Origin of the sequence: [Scytonema hofmanni] UTEX 2349, from assembly GCF_000582685.1 — a bacterium.
Taxonomy (GTDB): domain Bacteria; phylum Cyanobacteriota; class Cyanobacteriia; order Cyanobacteriales; family Nostocaceae; genus Hassallia; species Hassallia hofmanni.
This window is the reverse complement of the sequence record NZ_KK073768.1, coordinates 4,799,902-4,814,988: the sequence shown is the minus strand read 5'-3', so window position 1 is coordinate 4,814,988 and position 15,087 is coordinate 4,799,902. Positions and strand designations below refer to the sequence as shown.

Here is a 15,087-nt window from a genome sequence, read left to right as displayed (position 1 = left end):
AACAGCAGCTTGAAAAAGGAAACATTTCTTATGAAATCACTTGACAATCAGCCACCTCATCAGGTAGTAATCGTTGGTGGTGGTTTTGGTGGACTTTACGCCGCGAAAGCCTTAGCCAAAGCTTCCGTAAACGTTACACTGATTGATAAACGGAACTTTCATCTATTTCAACCACTTTTATATCAAGTTGCCACAGGTGCGTTATCTCCCGCTGATATTTCTTCGCCATTGCGATCGGTGCTGAGTAAAAGCAAAAATACAAAAGTGTTGCTGGGTGAAGTCAATGATATCGATCCAGAAGCGCAAAAAGTAATTTTAGGTGATGAAGTAGTACCTTACGATACATTAATTGTTGCTACAGGTGCAAAACATTCTTACTTTGGTAAAGACGACTGGGAAGAATTCGCACCAGGATTGAAAACTGTGGAAGATGCGTTGTTAATGCGTCGTCGCATCTTTACGGCTTTTGAAGCTGCGGAAAAGGAAATTGACCCCCAAGTGCGGCGTGCTTGGTTAACATTTGTCATTGTTGGTGGGGGTCCAACCGGTGTAGAATTAGCAGGAGCGATCGCCGAGTTAGCATATCACACCCTCAAAGAAGATTTTCGCAACATTGATACTTCCGAAGCGCAAGTTTTGCTTCTCGAAGGCATGGATCGCATTCTCCCACCCTTCGCACCAGAATTATCAGCCGAAGCAGAAGCATCTTTAACACGGATGGGTGTCACAGTTCAAACAAAAGCATTGGTAACGAATATAAAAGATGATGTCGTTACCATCAAACAAAATGATAGGATTACAGAGATTGCCGCAAAAACGGTATTATGGGCAGCAGGTGTCAAAGCGTCGGCAATGGGAAAAGTTTTGACAGAACGCACTTCTGCGGAATGCGATCGCGCTGGACGAGTTATTGTTGAACCTGACTTGAGTATCAAGGGATATTCTAATATTTTTGTAGTTGGCGATTTAGCGAATTTTTCTTATCAAAATGGTAAACCCCTACCCGGTGTTGCACCAGTAGCTAAACAAGAAGGAGAATACGTAGCTTCGCTGATTCAACTAAGACTTAAAGGCAAAACTTTACCACCGTTTCACTACATTGATCGCGGTAGTTTAGCGATGATTGGGCAAAATTTAGCCGTTGTGGATTTAGGCTTTATTAAACTTACAGGTTTCTTCGCTTGGCTATTTTGGCTATTAATTCACATCTACTTCTTAATTGAGTTTGACAACAAATTAGTAGTCATGATTCAGTGGGGCTGGAACTATTTTACTCGCAATCGCGGCGCAAGATTGATTACAGGTAGAGAAACACTCCAGGAAATAGAAGTTGAAGACATTAACGGTTATTACAAACAGGATAAAAATATACCGACAGTTAATGTTTAGATAAAAAATTAGTGGTTATTGGTTAGTAGTTGATCGTGTTTTATTTACAGCTAAATGACTAGTCAGAATCCCGGTTTATTGAATAAATCGGGATTCTCTTTGCTATCTATATTTAATATCATGACAGGTTTATTACATATAATGTAGAGACGTAGCATTGCTACGTCTCTACAAAGATTTCGGATTTTTTATTAATATCAATTAAACGAACATAATCTAAAACTAGATATAGCAATCCTAGATAAAAGCGTGAAAATTGGCGGTGTTCAGATTCCCGACTTCTTTAAGAAGTCGGGAATCTAACTTTTCAAGCTCTCCCGATCGGATTGCTACAGCATATTTCAGGTTTAGGAGGTACATGCATAAAACCCAAAACCCTGTAAAGACCTTCCACATGCTTCGTCTCTACGTGTATTCAATAAAAACGCAATCTGCTGTATATGCCCAATGCTGTGTTTTAATTTATTACTTATTTTTTGGTGAAAACTAGTACATTAGATTTAGGGATTCAAAAATAAACTGATGAAAGCAAAAGCCTCTAGTTTTGCATCTATCGTGGGGGAAGAAAATGCTGTTTGCCTATGGGAAAATATCGAAATTAGTCGCCAAGAGCGTATTCTACAGGCGATAATGCCTGGAAGCGTTCCCAGTTGCATTGTAATTCCTCACACTACCGAAGAATTAGCACAAGCGATCGCCCACGCTCACCAAAATAACTGGCGCGTTTTAACTTGCGGTAATTGTAGTAAAATCAATTGGGGCGGTTTAGGAACTTGCGTTGATGTCGTCATCAGTACCGAACGCATTAACAAACTGATTGAACATGCAGTTGGAGATTTGACTGTCACCGTAGAAGCGGGAATGAGATTCTCGAAGCTCCAAGCAATTTTAGCCGAACATCGGCAATTTCTCGCTCTCGACCCCAGCGCACCAGAATCAGCAACTATTGGTGGAATTATTGCCACAGCTGATACAAATTCTTTGCGACAACGTTACGGCAGTGTGCGAGATCAACTTTTGGGTATTACCTTTGTCCGTGCTGATGGACAAATTGCCAAAGCTGGGGGACGTGTGGTCAAAAATGTTGCCGGCTACGACTTGATGAAGTTATTTACGGGTTCTTACAGCACACTTGGAATTATAAGTCAAGCAACTTTTCGAGTTTATCCGTTGCCGGAGATGTCGGGGACGGTGGTGCTAACTGGTACGGCTCTTGCTATATCTCAAGCTGCGGACATTCTGCGAGGTTCTGCGCTGACACCAACTCAAGCTGATTTGCTTTCAAGTCAACTGGTGTCTAATTTAGGTTTGGGTAATGGTTTGGGATTAATCGCTTGTTTCCAAAGTATAGTTGAAAGTGTGAAGGAACAGTCAAACCGACTTTTGCAAGTAGGGGAAAAGTTGGGTTTACAAGGAGCAATTTACTCTGCCGCAGATGAAGCTGATTTATGGCAGAAATTGCGAGAGCAAATGCATTCTGATGTGACAGATTTAATTACTTGCAAAATCGGAGTGTTACCTACTGCTGCGGTGGAAGTTTTGACTTCGGTGGAGATGGGTTTGATTCATATTAGTAGTGGTTTAGGAGTGTTGCGGCTTGAGGGTGAAAGTGAGGTTTTGAAGATGCGATCGCTCTGTGAAAGTAATAGGGGTTTTCTCACTATTTTGTCTGCACCAATTGCTGTAAAACAAAAGGTAGATGTGTGGGGATATTCGGGTAATGCTTTGCAGATTATGCGGGGTATTAAGGAACAGTTTGATGGTAAGAATATTTTAAGTCCTGGTCGTTTTGTGGCGGGGATTTGAGAAACGTAGACACGAAGTGGCTTGCCGCAGGCTACCGCAGAGGGGCAGAGAACACAGAGATAGAGAGGGGAGAGGTATGCAGGTTTCAGATACTAATTTAAAGAATAATACGGCTAGTTTGAAGAATTTGAAAGGGTTTGATGAAAAGAATCCACCTGAGCCGAAGTTGATTGATAGTTGTGTGCATTGTGGGTTTTGTCTTGCGACTTGTCCGAGTTATAGGGTGCTTGGTAAAGAGATGGATTCTCCGCGAGGAAGAATCTATTTGATGGATGCAATTAATGAGGGTGAAATTGCGCTAAATGAGGCATCGGCGGAACATTTTGATTCTTGTTTGGGATGTCTTGCTTGTGTGACTACTTGTCCTTCTGGTGTGCAGTATGACAAGTTAATTTCGGCTACTCGTCCGCAAGTTGAAAGGAATTATCCCCGCAGTTTGCCTGATAGGTTATTTCGTCAATTGATATTTTCTCTGTTTCCTTATCCGAATCGTTTAAGATTTTTACTGGTTCCATTGTTTGTTTATCAAAAATTAGGTTTGCCAAAATTTGTGCGTTCTACTGGTTTACTTGAACGCATATCTCCCCGATTGGCAGCAATGGAATCAATTTTGCCGGAAGTTACTTTAAAATCTTTTCAAGATAATTTGCCAACTATTATCAAGGCAAAAGGTGAAAAACGTTATCGTGTAGGGGTGATTTTGGGTTGTGTGCAACGGTTATTTTTCTCGCCGGTGAATGAAGCAACGGTGCGAGTTTTAACAGCAAATGGTTGTGAGGTTGTGATTCCTAAATCTCAAGGTTGTTGTGCAGCGCTTCCCGAACATCAAGGACAAAGTGAACAAGCGAAAGCTTTAGCGAGACAGATGATTGATAGTTTTGCTGACACTAATGTGGATGCGGTGATTATCAATGCGGCTGGTTGCGGTCACACTTTAAAAGAATACGGTCATATGTTAAAAGATGACCCAGAATATTGCGAAAAGGCAAAGGAATTTGCTAGTAAGGTAAAGGATGCACAAGAGTTTTTGGCGACGGTTGGTTTAACGGCGAAACTGTCACCAATTACCGAGAAACCATTGAATTTAGTTTATCAAGATGCTTGTCATTTATTGCATGGGCAAAAGATTAGTGTGCAACCGCGTCAGTTATTGCGGCAAATTCCAGGGGTGAAGTTAAGAGAACCGATTGACGCGGCTTTGTGTTGTGGCAGTGCGGGAGTTTATAACATGCTGCAACCGGATGTTGCTGATGAATTGGGCAAGCAAAAGGTGCAGAATTTGTTGAATACCGGCGCTGATTTAATTACTTCTGCAAATCCTGGTTGTACGTTGCAAATTACTAAACATTTAAAGTTGCAAGGTAAGGAGATTTCTGTGATGCATCCAATGGAATTGTTGGATTATTCGATTCGGGGTGAGAAGTTGGAAATCTAATATAAAAAGCCCGCACCCTAGAAGGGTGGGGCTATACGAACCAAGCCTGCCTACGCAGGCTTTTTAGCAGAACGATCAAATATATCTATCAACCATATCATTCTCTCTAGTTTGAATTCGTCATTACTTAAAGCTGTAAATGTTATTCTTTCTTGCGCTTTTGTATCAATATCTAGCTCAAAAATCGGTGTCGCTATTTCTGCATTATCAACAATCATTTCTGTAGTTGCTGCATCCCCAACATCACTCACAGTCTCTGAATCCTGCAACTGCCTTTGCAAAGCGTAAACTTGCGACTGCAAAACTTGTAAAGGGTCAATTTCTGAAGGCTGATGAAGTTGTTGTTTTAAATCTTCTAACTGGCTTTTAAAGCCTACAAAATATTTATATAGGGCTTTATAATTTTGTTCTAACTGTTCCATTTTGTAAATTAGGGATATTTACATCTAGTTGAGAATCTGAGTCATTCATTTATCGTTCACTGAGGTGTACTTACTAATACAAAGTTGACTTGTGTGCAACTCTGTATTTAAGTTGCCCTAAATCATGCCTAAAGTAACAATATTTACCATCTGCAACTTTGTTAGCTTTTTTAATGGCTATTAAATACACACTAAAGATGTGTAGAATGAAAGTACAGCAAAAAATAAAAAATTATGCATCGCAGGCTGAATATCACTTTGCCAGAAGAGACGATTAAACTGATCGATCAAGTGGCAGAAAAAGGCGATGCCGAGTACGTCACGCTTCTCTTCGAGAGGCTCCGCCAACGCGATCGCAGTCGATTGATCAACGAAGCCGTGCAATATTATATCGAGCAGAAAGCGTTAGCTGACCTTAGAGAACAACTAAAAGAGGGAGCCATTTGCAGGGTTGAACGCGATCTTGGTTTAGTGAATTTTTAAAGCGATCGCTTATATTAAATCAAACATGACGCCGATCGCACAAGCACTAAAGCTTTTCAAGTCACAAAAAAGCTAAAGGGGTGATTTGCGATATATCATGTCATGCCCAAGGTTTCATTAATCGCCATCATCAATAACTCATTTAAAGGGATTCCCGCAGATGCAGCCATAGAGGAAATCACACTTTTGGGAGCAAAAGAACAATACAACCCAGCTTCTAAGAACCAAGGTTGTCCCTCTGGATCGATGCGGAAGTCAAATAAACTGTAGTGACGGCAACCCAAAGCCTGATGACACTTCTTAGCCACTTGCTGAACCTTTTGGGTCATCGGGTCATTAGGGTCTACAATCCAAGACTTGATATTATCTTTAGCGGCAAAACGTAAGTTGCCATCATCCGTTTGTTGCAGTTTATCAGCATGGTTGCGAATGGGTTTGGAATGGGGGTCTAACAGATACTCTTCAAGGGGTAAACCGATTAGTTCCCCGTCTTTGACAATGATGCCGCATCTGACTTCTCGACCGAGTTCGATGAATTCTTCTACAATGACCTCCGAAGCATATTCAAATGCTTTCTTCAGGGCAGCGTCATAGTCAGTAGCCTCTTTGACTAAATCCATCCCTAAAGAGTTGTCGGAACTTACGGGTTTGACGATCGCTGGAGGTCTAATTGTCGGAATGTCTGCTTTCAGGAGTACTTCTCCACGAGGCACTTTCACTCCTGCTGCTTCGACAATTGCCTTGGTTCTGGCTTTGTGGCTCGCTATTGCCATGATATCCGGAGTATTGCCTATGTAAGGTATCTTAAGCAGGTCGAATAGTGCGCGGTAGTGAGTCATTCCAGGGATACAAAACATTTGTGGTAACACGAGGTCAATGTTTTGCGCTGTTATAAACTTAATGGCATCAAACAGAGGAATCGGTTTGGTGTCAGCAATATCTTCAGGGCTGAGGGAGGGAGGAAATCGCCACTGGAGATCGGGTGTGATGTATGCAATCTGAAAGTCATAGCGCGATGGAGCTGCCGTTGCTACCAGACAATCTTGAGCGTAAAGGCGTGACAAATCACAGTAAAAATCATTGTGTGCAGACCCAACTAAATGAAGGATACGAAGTACTGTCATGATTCATCTTCCTAACGTTAATTATAAGTCTTTAAGCGGACATTATATTATTCTTTGCGTCTTTGCGTGAGGCAAATTTATATTTGCATAGCATCAACGCCGTTTATTTGCTACCTTTTACCCCAGAAATTTCTCAAGGACTCCACGCACCCAAACAACGCAGAGATAAAAATAAAATTTATATACTTGTCAGAAATCTACCATAAGGTATCTATAACCAAAAGCGATCGCCTCTAAACTAACAAAACGAAGTTTATTTTTTTATACAAATCGTTATGGTAGATGTTTATATTCTCGATCTCCTTTTCATTGGTCTACTTTTGCTAATGGTTACGCTAGGTTCAGGCTGGATTTCGCGTTTACCTCTTTCCTTTGCCCTCATCTATCTAGTGGTAGGTATTTTGGTCGGACCTTATGGTTTAGGGCTGATTAAATTGCGTCAAGGAGATGGATTCAACGCTGAGGTATTGGAACGAATAACAGAGTTTGTGGTGATTGTTTCTGTGTTCGGTTGCGGCTTAAAAATCGTTCGTCCGCTACATTTAAAAGCTTGGGATATTACGACGCGGTTAATTGTATTTTTGATGCCAATTTCCATTTTTGCGCTAGCTGTAGTAGGCAAATTGTTTTTAGGAATGAATTGGGGAGAGGCAATTTTATTAGGAGCAATTTTAGCACCAACTGATCCTGTTTTAGCATCAGAAGTACAACTAACAGATACAAACGACCAAGATGAGTTGCGCTTTGGTTTAACTTCTGAAGGTGGTTTAAATGATGCTCTAGCTTTTCCCTTTGTTTATTTTGGCATTCATGCCTTAAAAGATGATAATTGGAACAACTGGTTTAAACAGTGGGTTGCAGTTGATTTAATTTGGGCGATCGCTTCTGCTATTTTCATGGGAATTATCGTTGCCAAAGCAATAGTTTGGATTGATAAAAAAATTCAAAAACGCCGTCGTGCTGATGAATTAATGGAAGATTTTGTTGCAATCAGCACGATTTTGCTAACTTACTCCTTGACAGAAATTGTTAACGGCTATGGATTTTTGGCAGTATTTGTGGCTGGATTAGTTGTACAGCGTAGTTACATAAATCCTGAGAAACCATTGCAACAATTAGAATTTGTAGAGCGAATTGAAAAGCTGTTGGAAGTCGGGACAATTTTAATATTGGGAACGATATTATTATTTAAACCGATGCTTGATTATGCTGGTCAATCTTTATTAGTGATAGTATTTTTATTCTTTGTGATTCGACCTGTGGGAGCCTGGATTAGTACAAATGGTATGCGATCGTCTTCCTCGCGTCATCGAAGAATGGACTCACGAACTCGCTGGCTATTTGGTTGGTTTGGTATTCGCGGTGTAGGTTCTTTATATTATCTTGCTTATGCATTTGGTAATGGTTTAAAAGGCAAACTTGGTGAACAAATTGGCTGGATTACTTACACAACTATTGTTGTTTCAGTAATTGTACATGGAATTAGTTCAACACCATTAATGAATTGGTACGAGCGCAAAATTGCCAAGCATGAAAATGCAACTCTCCCCGCTACAGTTGATGAATTTGAGTGAGGGAGGGGGAGAGGGAGATAAGGGAGATGGGGGAGATGGAGGGAGATGGGGGAGATGGGGGAGATGGGGGAGACAACAAAGAGGAAAAGACAAACTCCCCCTCATCCCCCTCATCCCCCATTACTCTACTTCCCTGTCACCTTTTCAATCACTTCTTTAACTTTTTCACCGAAACCCTCTGGGAAATTTTGTGCTTTTTCAGCTTTTACATTTCTTTCGTAAGCCTTTTCCATCGTATCAAGGCTTTCACCGTCTTTTATTGCTTGTTCGTAAGCTTCTTCTCGCTTTTCTTCGCGAAAACCTGCCGCTTCGTTACGTTCGTAAGCGCGGTCAATTTTTTCTTGTGGCGTTGGTTTATACTCTGGAGGTATCAACTTTAATTCTTCTAGTGTGGTTGCATAACTAGGCTGAACCACCATCATTAAACCCGACAAGCTGATAAAAATCATCAAACCAAAAACCAACATACTTGAAAGTAGTACTTGTTTTAAAGCTAATAAAATTCTAAGCATGAAAAAAACCTCCTAATTTTCTGTTATAAGCCTTCAATTGGCGTAAATAAAGACAATTACTTACACCATTTGCAAGGCTCAGAGAAATCCTAAGTGTTTAAGTACAGCTTTACCTTCTATCGGAGGATACATTAATTTTTTGCTATAACCAATTGTGATAAATGTTAATTCCTCGGCTTTGCATGGTAGATTCAAATAAATCTGTTGTTAGGGCTTCTTCTACAGGAAAAACACCTGGTTTATTCAATTTGCCCTCTAATAATAATTGGGCAATACTACCCGTGCCAGAACCAGAAGCTATTGCCGTATTTTGATGCAATAAGTCTGAGCAAAAAATTCTTGTCTCACCGTTTTTTTGCCCTGTAACTTCTGAGCGTACTGCTACCCCAATACCAGTAAAGTTATTAGTCACATCGGTCATAAAATGACTTACATGAGCCAAAAATTCGATAGTGCCACGCTTCTGCATTAACCATTTTGGAAATACATGAGCAGTGATCCAAGTCATGTGATTGTAAAAATCGGGTACTGAGCCAAACTTAGTAATTACGGTTTTGATTGATGGGAAAGCGTGGGGTAGTGTAAAAGTTTCTGGCATATCAAACCAGTAAACTCCAGTGCGTCCATATGGGGGAAGAAAGTTAATAGCTTCTCGTTCACTATAAGGCTTAACTGTTTGCCATTTGCCATCTATCCAAGCATCAAAAGGATATTGCAACCCTAGAAATGTTGTCCGCATGACGGTGACACCAGCACCACCAGAACCAGATACCAAATAACTCAAATGTATCTTTTCGGCTGTATCGAATTGCTCGACACCTTGACGTACCATGCTGTTAGAAATACCAGGAAAAATACCAGTATTAACAATTGCCGTAACACCAGCAGCGATAGCTTGTTCATGATATTTTAAAGCTTTGCTGGTATATGAACGGTGATCGCTAACATCTACATAGTTAACGCCTTGTTCAATGCAAATTTTCAGAACATTGGCATCGCGGTAGTGAAATGGACCGGCACAGTGGATGACTAAATCGGTAGACGCGATCGCACTCCGCAATTTGTCAACCTCCGCTAAGTCTAAAATCAGAAATTTCCGAGGCATATCGCTAGTTTCAATATCTGGCGATCGCCCAGTGATGGTAATTTCCGCTTGCGTGTGTGTGGCTAGATCCTGGGCAACACTACTGCCGATCCGTCCCCGTCCTCCAAGAATTAAAACCCGATTTATCATTGCTCCAGAATTGGCAAAAGTACCTTGATTACATCAATTTTCCGTTATCTTTGTCATCAATAACAAGTATGGATATCACCTACCCAAGAAGGAAGATTTTTAAATCTTACGCTAATACTGCTTCACTTTAAAATTGATAAAATAGACCGCAAGTGAGCCTGACTTTTCACGGGATCTGGAAAACCTCTCTCTAAATCTCTCTCCTACAAGGAGAGAGACTTTGAATTTCCCCCCTTCCCGTTTCGGGAAGGGGACTAGGGGGTTAGGTCAATCGTTAGCTTTTCCACATGACGTGAAAAGTCAGCAAGGGAGCAGGACGCTTTCTTGCGGGGGAAAATTTGTATCAAGCATTTGGTGAAATGGTATAATACACCAAAATCTTAAATCTCCTTAACAACCATTTTTTGATAGAGTGATGCTTTGTTAATCGCTCTTCATCTCTATGTCCCAGGTATCGCTCCCAAAATCGCTGCATCCAAACTTACCCCTCACTGCTCTGGCGCCGATGCAGGATGTGACAAATCTGTGGTTTATGAAAGTTATTGCCCATTACGGCAGTCCTGACTACTTCTTCACCGAGTATTTCCGCGTGAATGATACTTCACGCCTTAATCGTAACATTCTGGCAGCAATTACCGAAAACGACACGGGTCGCCCTGTTTTTGCTCAAATGATTGGCGAAAGCATTCCCGACTTAGTAAGAACAGCAAAGGAACTCTGCAACTATAATATCGCTGGAGTGGACTTGAATATGGGCTGTCCCGCACCTAGAATTTATCGCAAAAATGTTGGGGGTGGATTGCTGCGAGAACCCGAAAAAGTGGATCGGATTTTGGGAGAACTGCGTTATGCTGTGAGCGATCGCCCTTTAACGGTCAAGATGCGCGTAGGCTTTGAAAATACAGATAACTTTTACCAAATTCTAGATATAATTAATCGCCACAGCATTGACTTGCTCTCTTTGCATGGTCGCACGGTGAAAGATATGTACCACGGGGCAGTAAAATATGATTTGATCGGTGAAGCGGTCAGACGGGTCGATTGTCCAGTGCTTGCTAATGGCAATATCCACTCTGCCACAACTGCTATTGAAGTGCTTTCTCAAACCGGTGCGGCAGGTGTGATGGTGGGACGCTGGGCGATCGGGAATCCTTGGATTTTTAATCAAATTCGGCAGGCTTTGCGAAAAGAGGCGATCGCACCGGTTCCTTTAGTGGAGGTACGCAACTATATTGATCGTTTATGCCAAACCCCCACAGCCGCAACTATGCCAGTGCGATCGCGTGTCGGCTACCTGAAAATGTTCCTCAACTACATTGCCCTCTTGGTTGACGCTGAAGGTCATTTCCTGCGGCTGATGCGACACACGCAGACTGAGGTAGAACTACTTAATCTGTGCGATCGCTTTCTTCTTGTCGAAGAAACGAAAACTTTTGCCCTAGCACCTTACTCAGGTCTGTAACTATGGCAACTTAGTACAGTTTTGCGTAAGTTCGTAGCGTTTTTTAACGCAGAGGAGCGCGGAGGTAAGCGCAAAGTAACGCAGAGTTTTTGTGATAAATTTTCGTCATGAATTAATGCAAAGCTGTACTTAGTTTGGCACCGTTTCTATGCTAAAGAGTATCCTGTATACTGCCTAAGTTCAGGTTCTCGAAAACCTAATACAATGTGGTCTTTAGGAATTCCGGCTCCTGTCAAGTCATCAGCTATACCATGTTCGGTTCCGTCGCGCTGAATCCAAACTTTGCTATTGATGATGTCGATATGAACGATACAACCATGAACTCTTCGTTCTCCATCGCATCCTACATTTACCAGTAAATAACGGTTATTTATACTATCAAAAACGACTTCGCTTTTCCGCGCAATTATCCATAATTCATGAAGAACCCCTCCCCAACCCTCCCCGCAAGCGGGGAGGGTGCCACAGGCGGGTGGGGTTCTTTTATTATGGCTGTTTGACCGTACATATCAGGACTTACGCAAGCGTCACAAAATAATGTCAACTGGCACAGATATTGAAATTTGAGGTTAATGCTTGTAAGTATTGATTTATAAACGCTAGAGCCAAATTAATTCAATGTGACAGTTCTCAAATAAATGTGCCAGTTGCGTAAGTCCTGATGATATTACTTCAGATCAGCAAATTAGGAAGATAGCAGACAACTACATCACCGCGTTATTGAATCAAAATTATTGCCTCTTCAACCTTCGTGGAAAGAGCTTTTTGCAATCCTTGCCCAACTTTCTCAATTAGTTGGTCAAAAGCCTCTTGATTCGCTGTCAGTTGTTCTCGAAGGATATTCTCTAATTCAGGCTTTATGGAAACGCACATATCATCAATTTTCTTGTCGCTCAAAAAAGTAGAACGCATCCAACCTGGGACATCAACATTTGTCTTAATTGCCTCTTTCACACTTTTGCGATTTAACTCCATTCCTGCTGCCATTACTGAAGCTCCATACACCAATGCGATCGGCAAAATCAAGTGTCCCGTTAGTATTAGAGTAATGATGCTAGCAATAGTGCCTCCACCAATTACTACATTGATGATAAATGCTACGGTGTCGGCAAGGATAGTATCTCCAATTCGTAATTCTGGGTTGACAAAAGCTGGATCAATACTATCCTCAAATCTTAAACTGCTTCTAGGTATCTGATACTTTCGACATATTGGATCGGTTTTTGCAGCTAAGTCGGGTTGGATTTTATTGTTAAACCAAGAAGTGCATTGATGGTTAATTATCTGCTGAACGGAATCGCTTTTTAACCACTCCTCTGCCCGACTTTTCATAGATGTTTCCAAATCGGCTAAGGTTCGTATTTTGTTTTTCTGCCAGCCTTTTAAACCTTGTTTAACAACGTGTTCAATCAAATTATCTGCTAACGGCTTAGTTAACGATTCAATTAATTCCGGGATATGTTTCTCAATCAAATTTTTAAGCAAGTTTTCATCAAATAATTTGTTGACTTCTTCTTTGAAAGCAGTGGCACGCAAATCCCATCGTCCGACTCGCGCTAAACCCAGCGCAATACACCTTTCTGGTTCCGGATCGGGTCGAAGAAGCGTTTCTGGTTCAGAAAACATTTCTTGACAAATTTGGTGGGTAAACTTCATCCGGGATGCACCACCGGTCATCAGCACAAGTTTCGGCACGAGGTCAAGTTTTTCCACCTTTTCTTTTGCCTCGCTGACAGCTTCTTTAAATGACTGAATCCAACTTTTTTGCTCCAATTCGAGTAAAGGTTGATTCAATATTTCTTCCATTAGAAATTTGTTAACTTGGGGAATAAAATAAATTTGTTCGTTAATAGACTCGAAACCACGGGCAAAAGATTCAGGATCGCTGTATAGTTGTTCATTAGAAAAGTAATCTTCCTTAGCTTTGCGGCAGGCAATTTCACAACGAGCTTGGTGATGTGGATATTCCGCAAATACTTTTTCTAGTAACGATGATTGCTCGTGTTTGGCAACAGTGTGGGCAAAAATAGCCTTGTCAATTAAAGATGCTCCCAGAGCGTTACTTCCGAAATCTATCGGCACTTCATGTAAGCTCTTAACCAGGGTGAAATCTGTGGTTGAAGAACCAATATCGACAATTAGCACCGATGATTTGAGTTTGTCATACTCCAGCTTCCCAGCTTCCTTAGCTTGCATGAAAGCAGCTCGCGATTCGGGTACAACATTCAACTGGGGAATGCCAGCTTCTTGAAGTAGCTTTTGGTATTCTTCTCGTTCGCTAAGAGACCATCCTGAGGGGCAACCAACGTAAAAATAGTTACTTTTTCCACCTTCAATTTGTCTGCTTTCTTTCAAAAGGTGATAGTAGGTTGCCAGAAAAGTGGTAATTGTTTCCCGATATTTTGGATCGTTGTTTGGTTTTTGCTTGAAAGAAATTTTTAACTGGGTAACACCGGCTTGGATTAATGCTTGTTCTCCCACAAGATAACCGAGTTTAGGATGCCAACCAAGAGCCGTAATTTGATTTTTCTTATTATTAATCTCCAGCATCTCTGGGGGTTCGATACTCTCAACTATAGCTTTAGCTACAGCTGTTTCACCGTGTCCTAAATCAAAACCAATTGTTTCTAAAATTTCCATATTTTTAATATTATTCTCAATTATTTAGTTGGACGCTGGCTCAATTACCCGTCCGCGTCTCAGCAAGCGATCGCCTTTTAATAAAGCGGGAGTTATAGTCACGTAATCTTTGGTGTCAGGGTCGATACTTGGCTCGAAGTCAAAATACTCGCGATCATCATTTGGTCGATAAATTTGAGCAACAATTCCCTGCTCCATTAAAATTTGTGGCAGAAGTTTCGTTAATGCGATCGTCATTTCCGGTTTATTAAGTTTTGATGCACCCATTAGCCTTTGAATAAAATTTAATAGCTCTGGTAGTTCTTCTATGGTGCGATCGTCTTCATATTTATTTTCTTCTTTCACTCTAACAACTGCTAAATCAATAGTGTTGAGAGCATCAGCAAGGTTATCTAAAAGGACTTTGCTATCAACTCGTAAAATAGGTTGGGGTAATTTTAATAGCTCAGATGAATTGTTTTCGTACTTGTCTTTTTCGAGTTGAAGCACAACTTCCAGCCCTATAAGCACAGAGGTTAGCAAGATAGCCATCCATGCCAAAGGGGTAGTTTGAGTTAAGGAAAATAACGAACTTAAAATACCTATATAAATTAGTCCCTTTAGCAGTTTTAGGATTAACCTGTTAGGGGAAAACTTACTAATTTGGTTAATAATTTGCTTTTGCTCTGTGGGAGCGACTTCAGGAAAGTTAGCCGCAGCAAGAGTAGCGATCGAGTGACGTAGTGTATCCAAAAAAAAGGAAGCCAGACGTACTTGAGCGACATTTAACTCGCTGATGTAAATTCTTTCAAAATTATCGAGTCGGTTCTGAACCAGCTTAACTACCTGCTCGACGCTGATTATTTTGTCAATATCTGTCTGGAGTTGGTTGCGTTCTTCGCTAAAAAGTGTAAGTAGTGTTTTCATCGCATTCAGAAGACTTTAAAGTTACTCACAGTAGAACTTGATATTATTCCAAATCGTCAATATTAGAACGATCAACTAAACTTTTAATTTCAACTGCTAT

Annotated in this window: 13 protein-coding genes; 6 read left to right on the top strand and 7 right to left on the bottom strand. The window is 41.0% G+C overall.

All coding sequences use genetic code 11. The annotated features are described in order from the left end of the window. The first annotated feature begins 30 nt into the window (after window positions 1-30). From TOL9009_RS0127020 to TOL9009_RS0127005, 3 genes are all read left to right on the top strand, one after another. Entirely contained in the window at window positions 31-1,389 is a 1,359-nt protein-coding gene (locus TOL9009_RS0127020; protein WP_038296617.1) for an NAD(P)/FAD-dependent oxidoreductase, read from the top strand. Between the two features lie 522 nt (window positions 1,390-1,911). Continuing rightward, entirely contained in the window at window positions 1,912-3,195 is a 1,284-nt protein-coding gene (locus TOL9009_RS0127010; RefSeq protein WP_029636244.1) for an FAD-binding oxidoreductase, read from the top strand. Between the two features lie 76 nt (window positions 3,196-3,271). Continuing rightward, the gene (locus tag TOL9009_RS0127005) at window positions 3,272-4,630 is read left to right on the top strand and encodes a (Fe-S)-binding protein (protein WP_029636242.1); all 1,359 of its coding nucleotides are present in this window, start codon (window positions 3,272-3,274) and stop codon (window positions 4,628-4,630) included. 50 nt (window positions 4,631-4,680) lie between these two features. On the opposite strand, the gene TOL9009_RS0127000 is transcribed toward TOL9009_RS0127005, so the two are convergent. Further along, window positions 4,681-5,052 carry a hypothetical protein gene (locus TOL9009_RS0127000; RefSeq protein WP_029636240.1) on the bottom strand — a complete coding sequence of 124 codons (372 nt, stop codon included), beginning with the start codon at window positions 5,050-5,052 and terminating at the stop codon, window positions 4,681-4,683. A 234-nt stretch (window positions 5,053-5,286) separates the two neighbouring features. Here TOL9009_RS0127000 and TOL9009_RS0126995 point away from each other — a divergent pair, with 234 nt between their 5' ends. Next, window positions 5,287-5,535 carry a ribbon-helix-helix domain-containing protein gene (locus tag TOL9009_RS0126995; protein WP_029636239.1) on the top strand — a complete coding sequence of 83 codons (249 nt, stop codon included), beginning with the start codon at window positions 5,287-5,289 and terminating at the stop codon, window positions 5,533-5,535. 95 nt (window positions 5,536-5,630) lie between these two features. Here TOL9009_RS0126995 and TOL9009_RS0126990 read toward each other — a convergent pair whose 3' ends face one another. Next, window positions 5,631-6,659, bottom strand: coding sequence for a D-alanine--D-alanine ligase family protein (locus tag TOL9009_RS0126990; protein WP_029636237.1), 1,029 nt, complete (start codon window positions 6,657-6,659; stop codon window positions 5,631-5,633). Window positions 6,660-6,934: 275 nt separating this feature from the next. On the opposite strand from TOL9009_RS0126990, the gene TOL9009_RS0126985 reads away from it, so the two are divergent. Next, window positions 6,935-8,233 carry a cation:proton antiporter gene (locus TOL9009_RS0126985; RefSeq protein WP_029636235.1) on the top strand — a complete coding sequence of 433 codons (1,299 nt, stop codon included), beginning with the start codon at window positions 6,935-6,937 and terminating at the stop codon, window positions 8,231-8,233. A 125-nt stretch (window positions 8,234-8,358) separates the two neighbouring features. On the opposite strand, the gene TOL9009_RS0126980 is transcribed toward TOL9009_RS0126985, so the two are convergent. Both TOL9009_RS0126980 and TOL9009_RS0126975 read right to left on the bottom strand, forming a co-directional pair. Then, window positions 8,359-8,745, bottom strand: a complete 387-nt coding sequence (locus TOL9009_RS0126980) for a hypothetical protein (RefSeq protein WP_029636233.1) — start codon at window positions 8,743-8,745, stop codon at window positions 8,359-8,361. 142 nt (window positions 8,746-8,887) lie between these two features. Further along, the gene (locus tag TOL9009_RS0126975) at window positions 8,888-9,979 is read right to left on the bottom strand and encodes a saccharopine dehydrogenase family protein (protein ID WP_029636231.1); all 1,092 of its coding nucleotides are present in this window, start codon (window positions 9,977-9,979) and stop codon (window positions 8,888-8,890) included. A gap of 442 nt (window positions 9,980-10,421) precedes the next feature. Between TOL9009_RS0126975 and TOL9009_RS0126970 the strand changes: the two genes are divergently transcribed. Then, window positions 10,422-11,441 (top strand): tRNA-dihydrouridine synthase family protein, encoded by a 1,020-nt coding sequence (locus tag TOL9009_RS0126970; RefSeq protein WP_029636229.1) that lies wholly within the window; start codon window positions 10,422-10,424, stop codon window positions 11,439-11,441. 146 nt (window positions 11,442-11,587) lie between these two features. On the opposite strand, the gene TOL9009_RS50595 is transcribed toward TOL9009_RS0126970, so the two are convergent. The 3 genes from TOL9009_RS50595 to TOL9009_RS0126960 all read right to left on the bottom strand — a co-directional run bounded on the left by TOL9009_RS50595 (window position 11,588) and on the right by TOL9009_RS0126960 (window position 14,987). After that, a complete protein-coding gene (locus tag TOL9009_RS50595) occupies window positions 11,588-11,848 on the bottom strand; it encodes a XisI protein (RefSeq protein ID WP_398344934.1) in 261 nt (86 codons plus the stop codon). 310 nt (window positions 11,849-12,158) lie between these two features. After that, the gene (locus TOL9009_RS0126965; protein WP_029636227.1) at window positions 12,159-14,081 is read right to left on the bottom strand and encodes an Hsp70 family protein; all 1,923 of its coding nucleotides are present in this window, start codon (window positions 14,079-14,081) and stop codon (window positions 12,159-12,161) included. A gap of 24 nt (window positions 14,082-14,105) precedes the next feature. Next, window positions 14,106-14,987 (bottom strand): hypothetical protein, encoded by an 882-nt coding sequence (locus TOL9009_RS0126960; protein WP_029636225.1) that lies wholly within the window; start codon window positions 14,985-14,987, stop codon window positions 14,106-14,108. Window positions 14,988-15,087 lie beyond the last annotated feature (100 nt).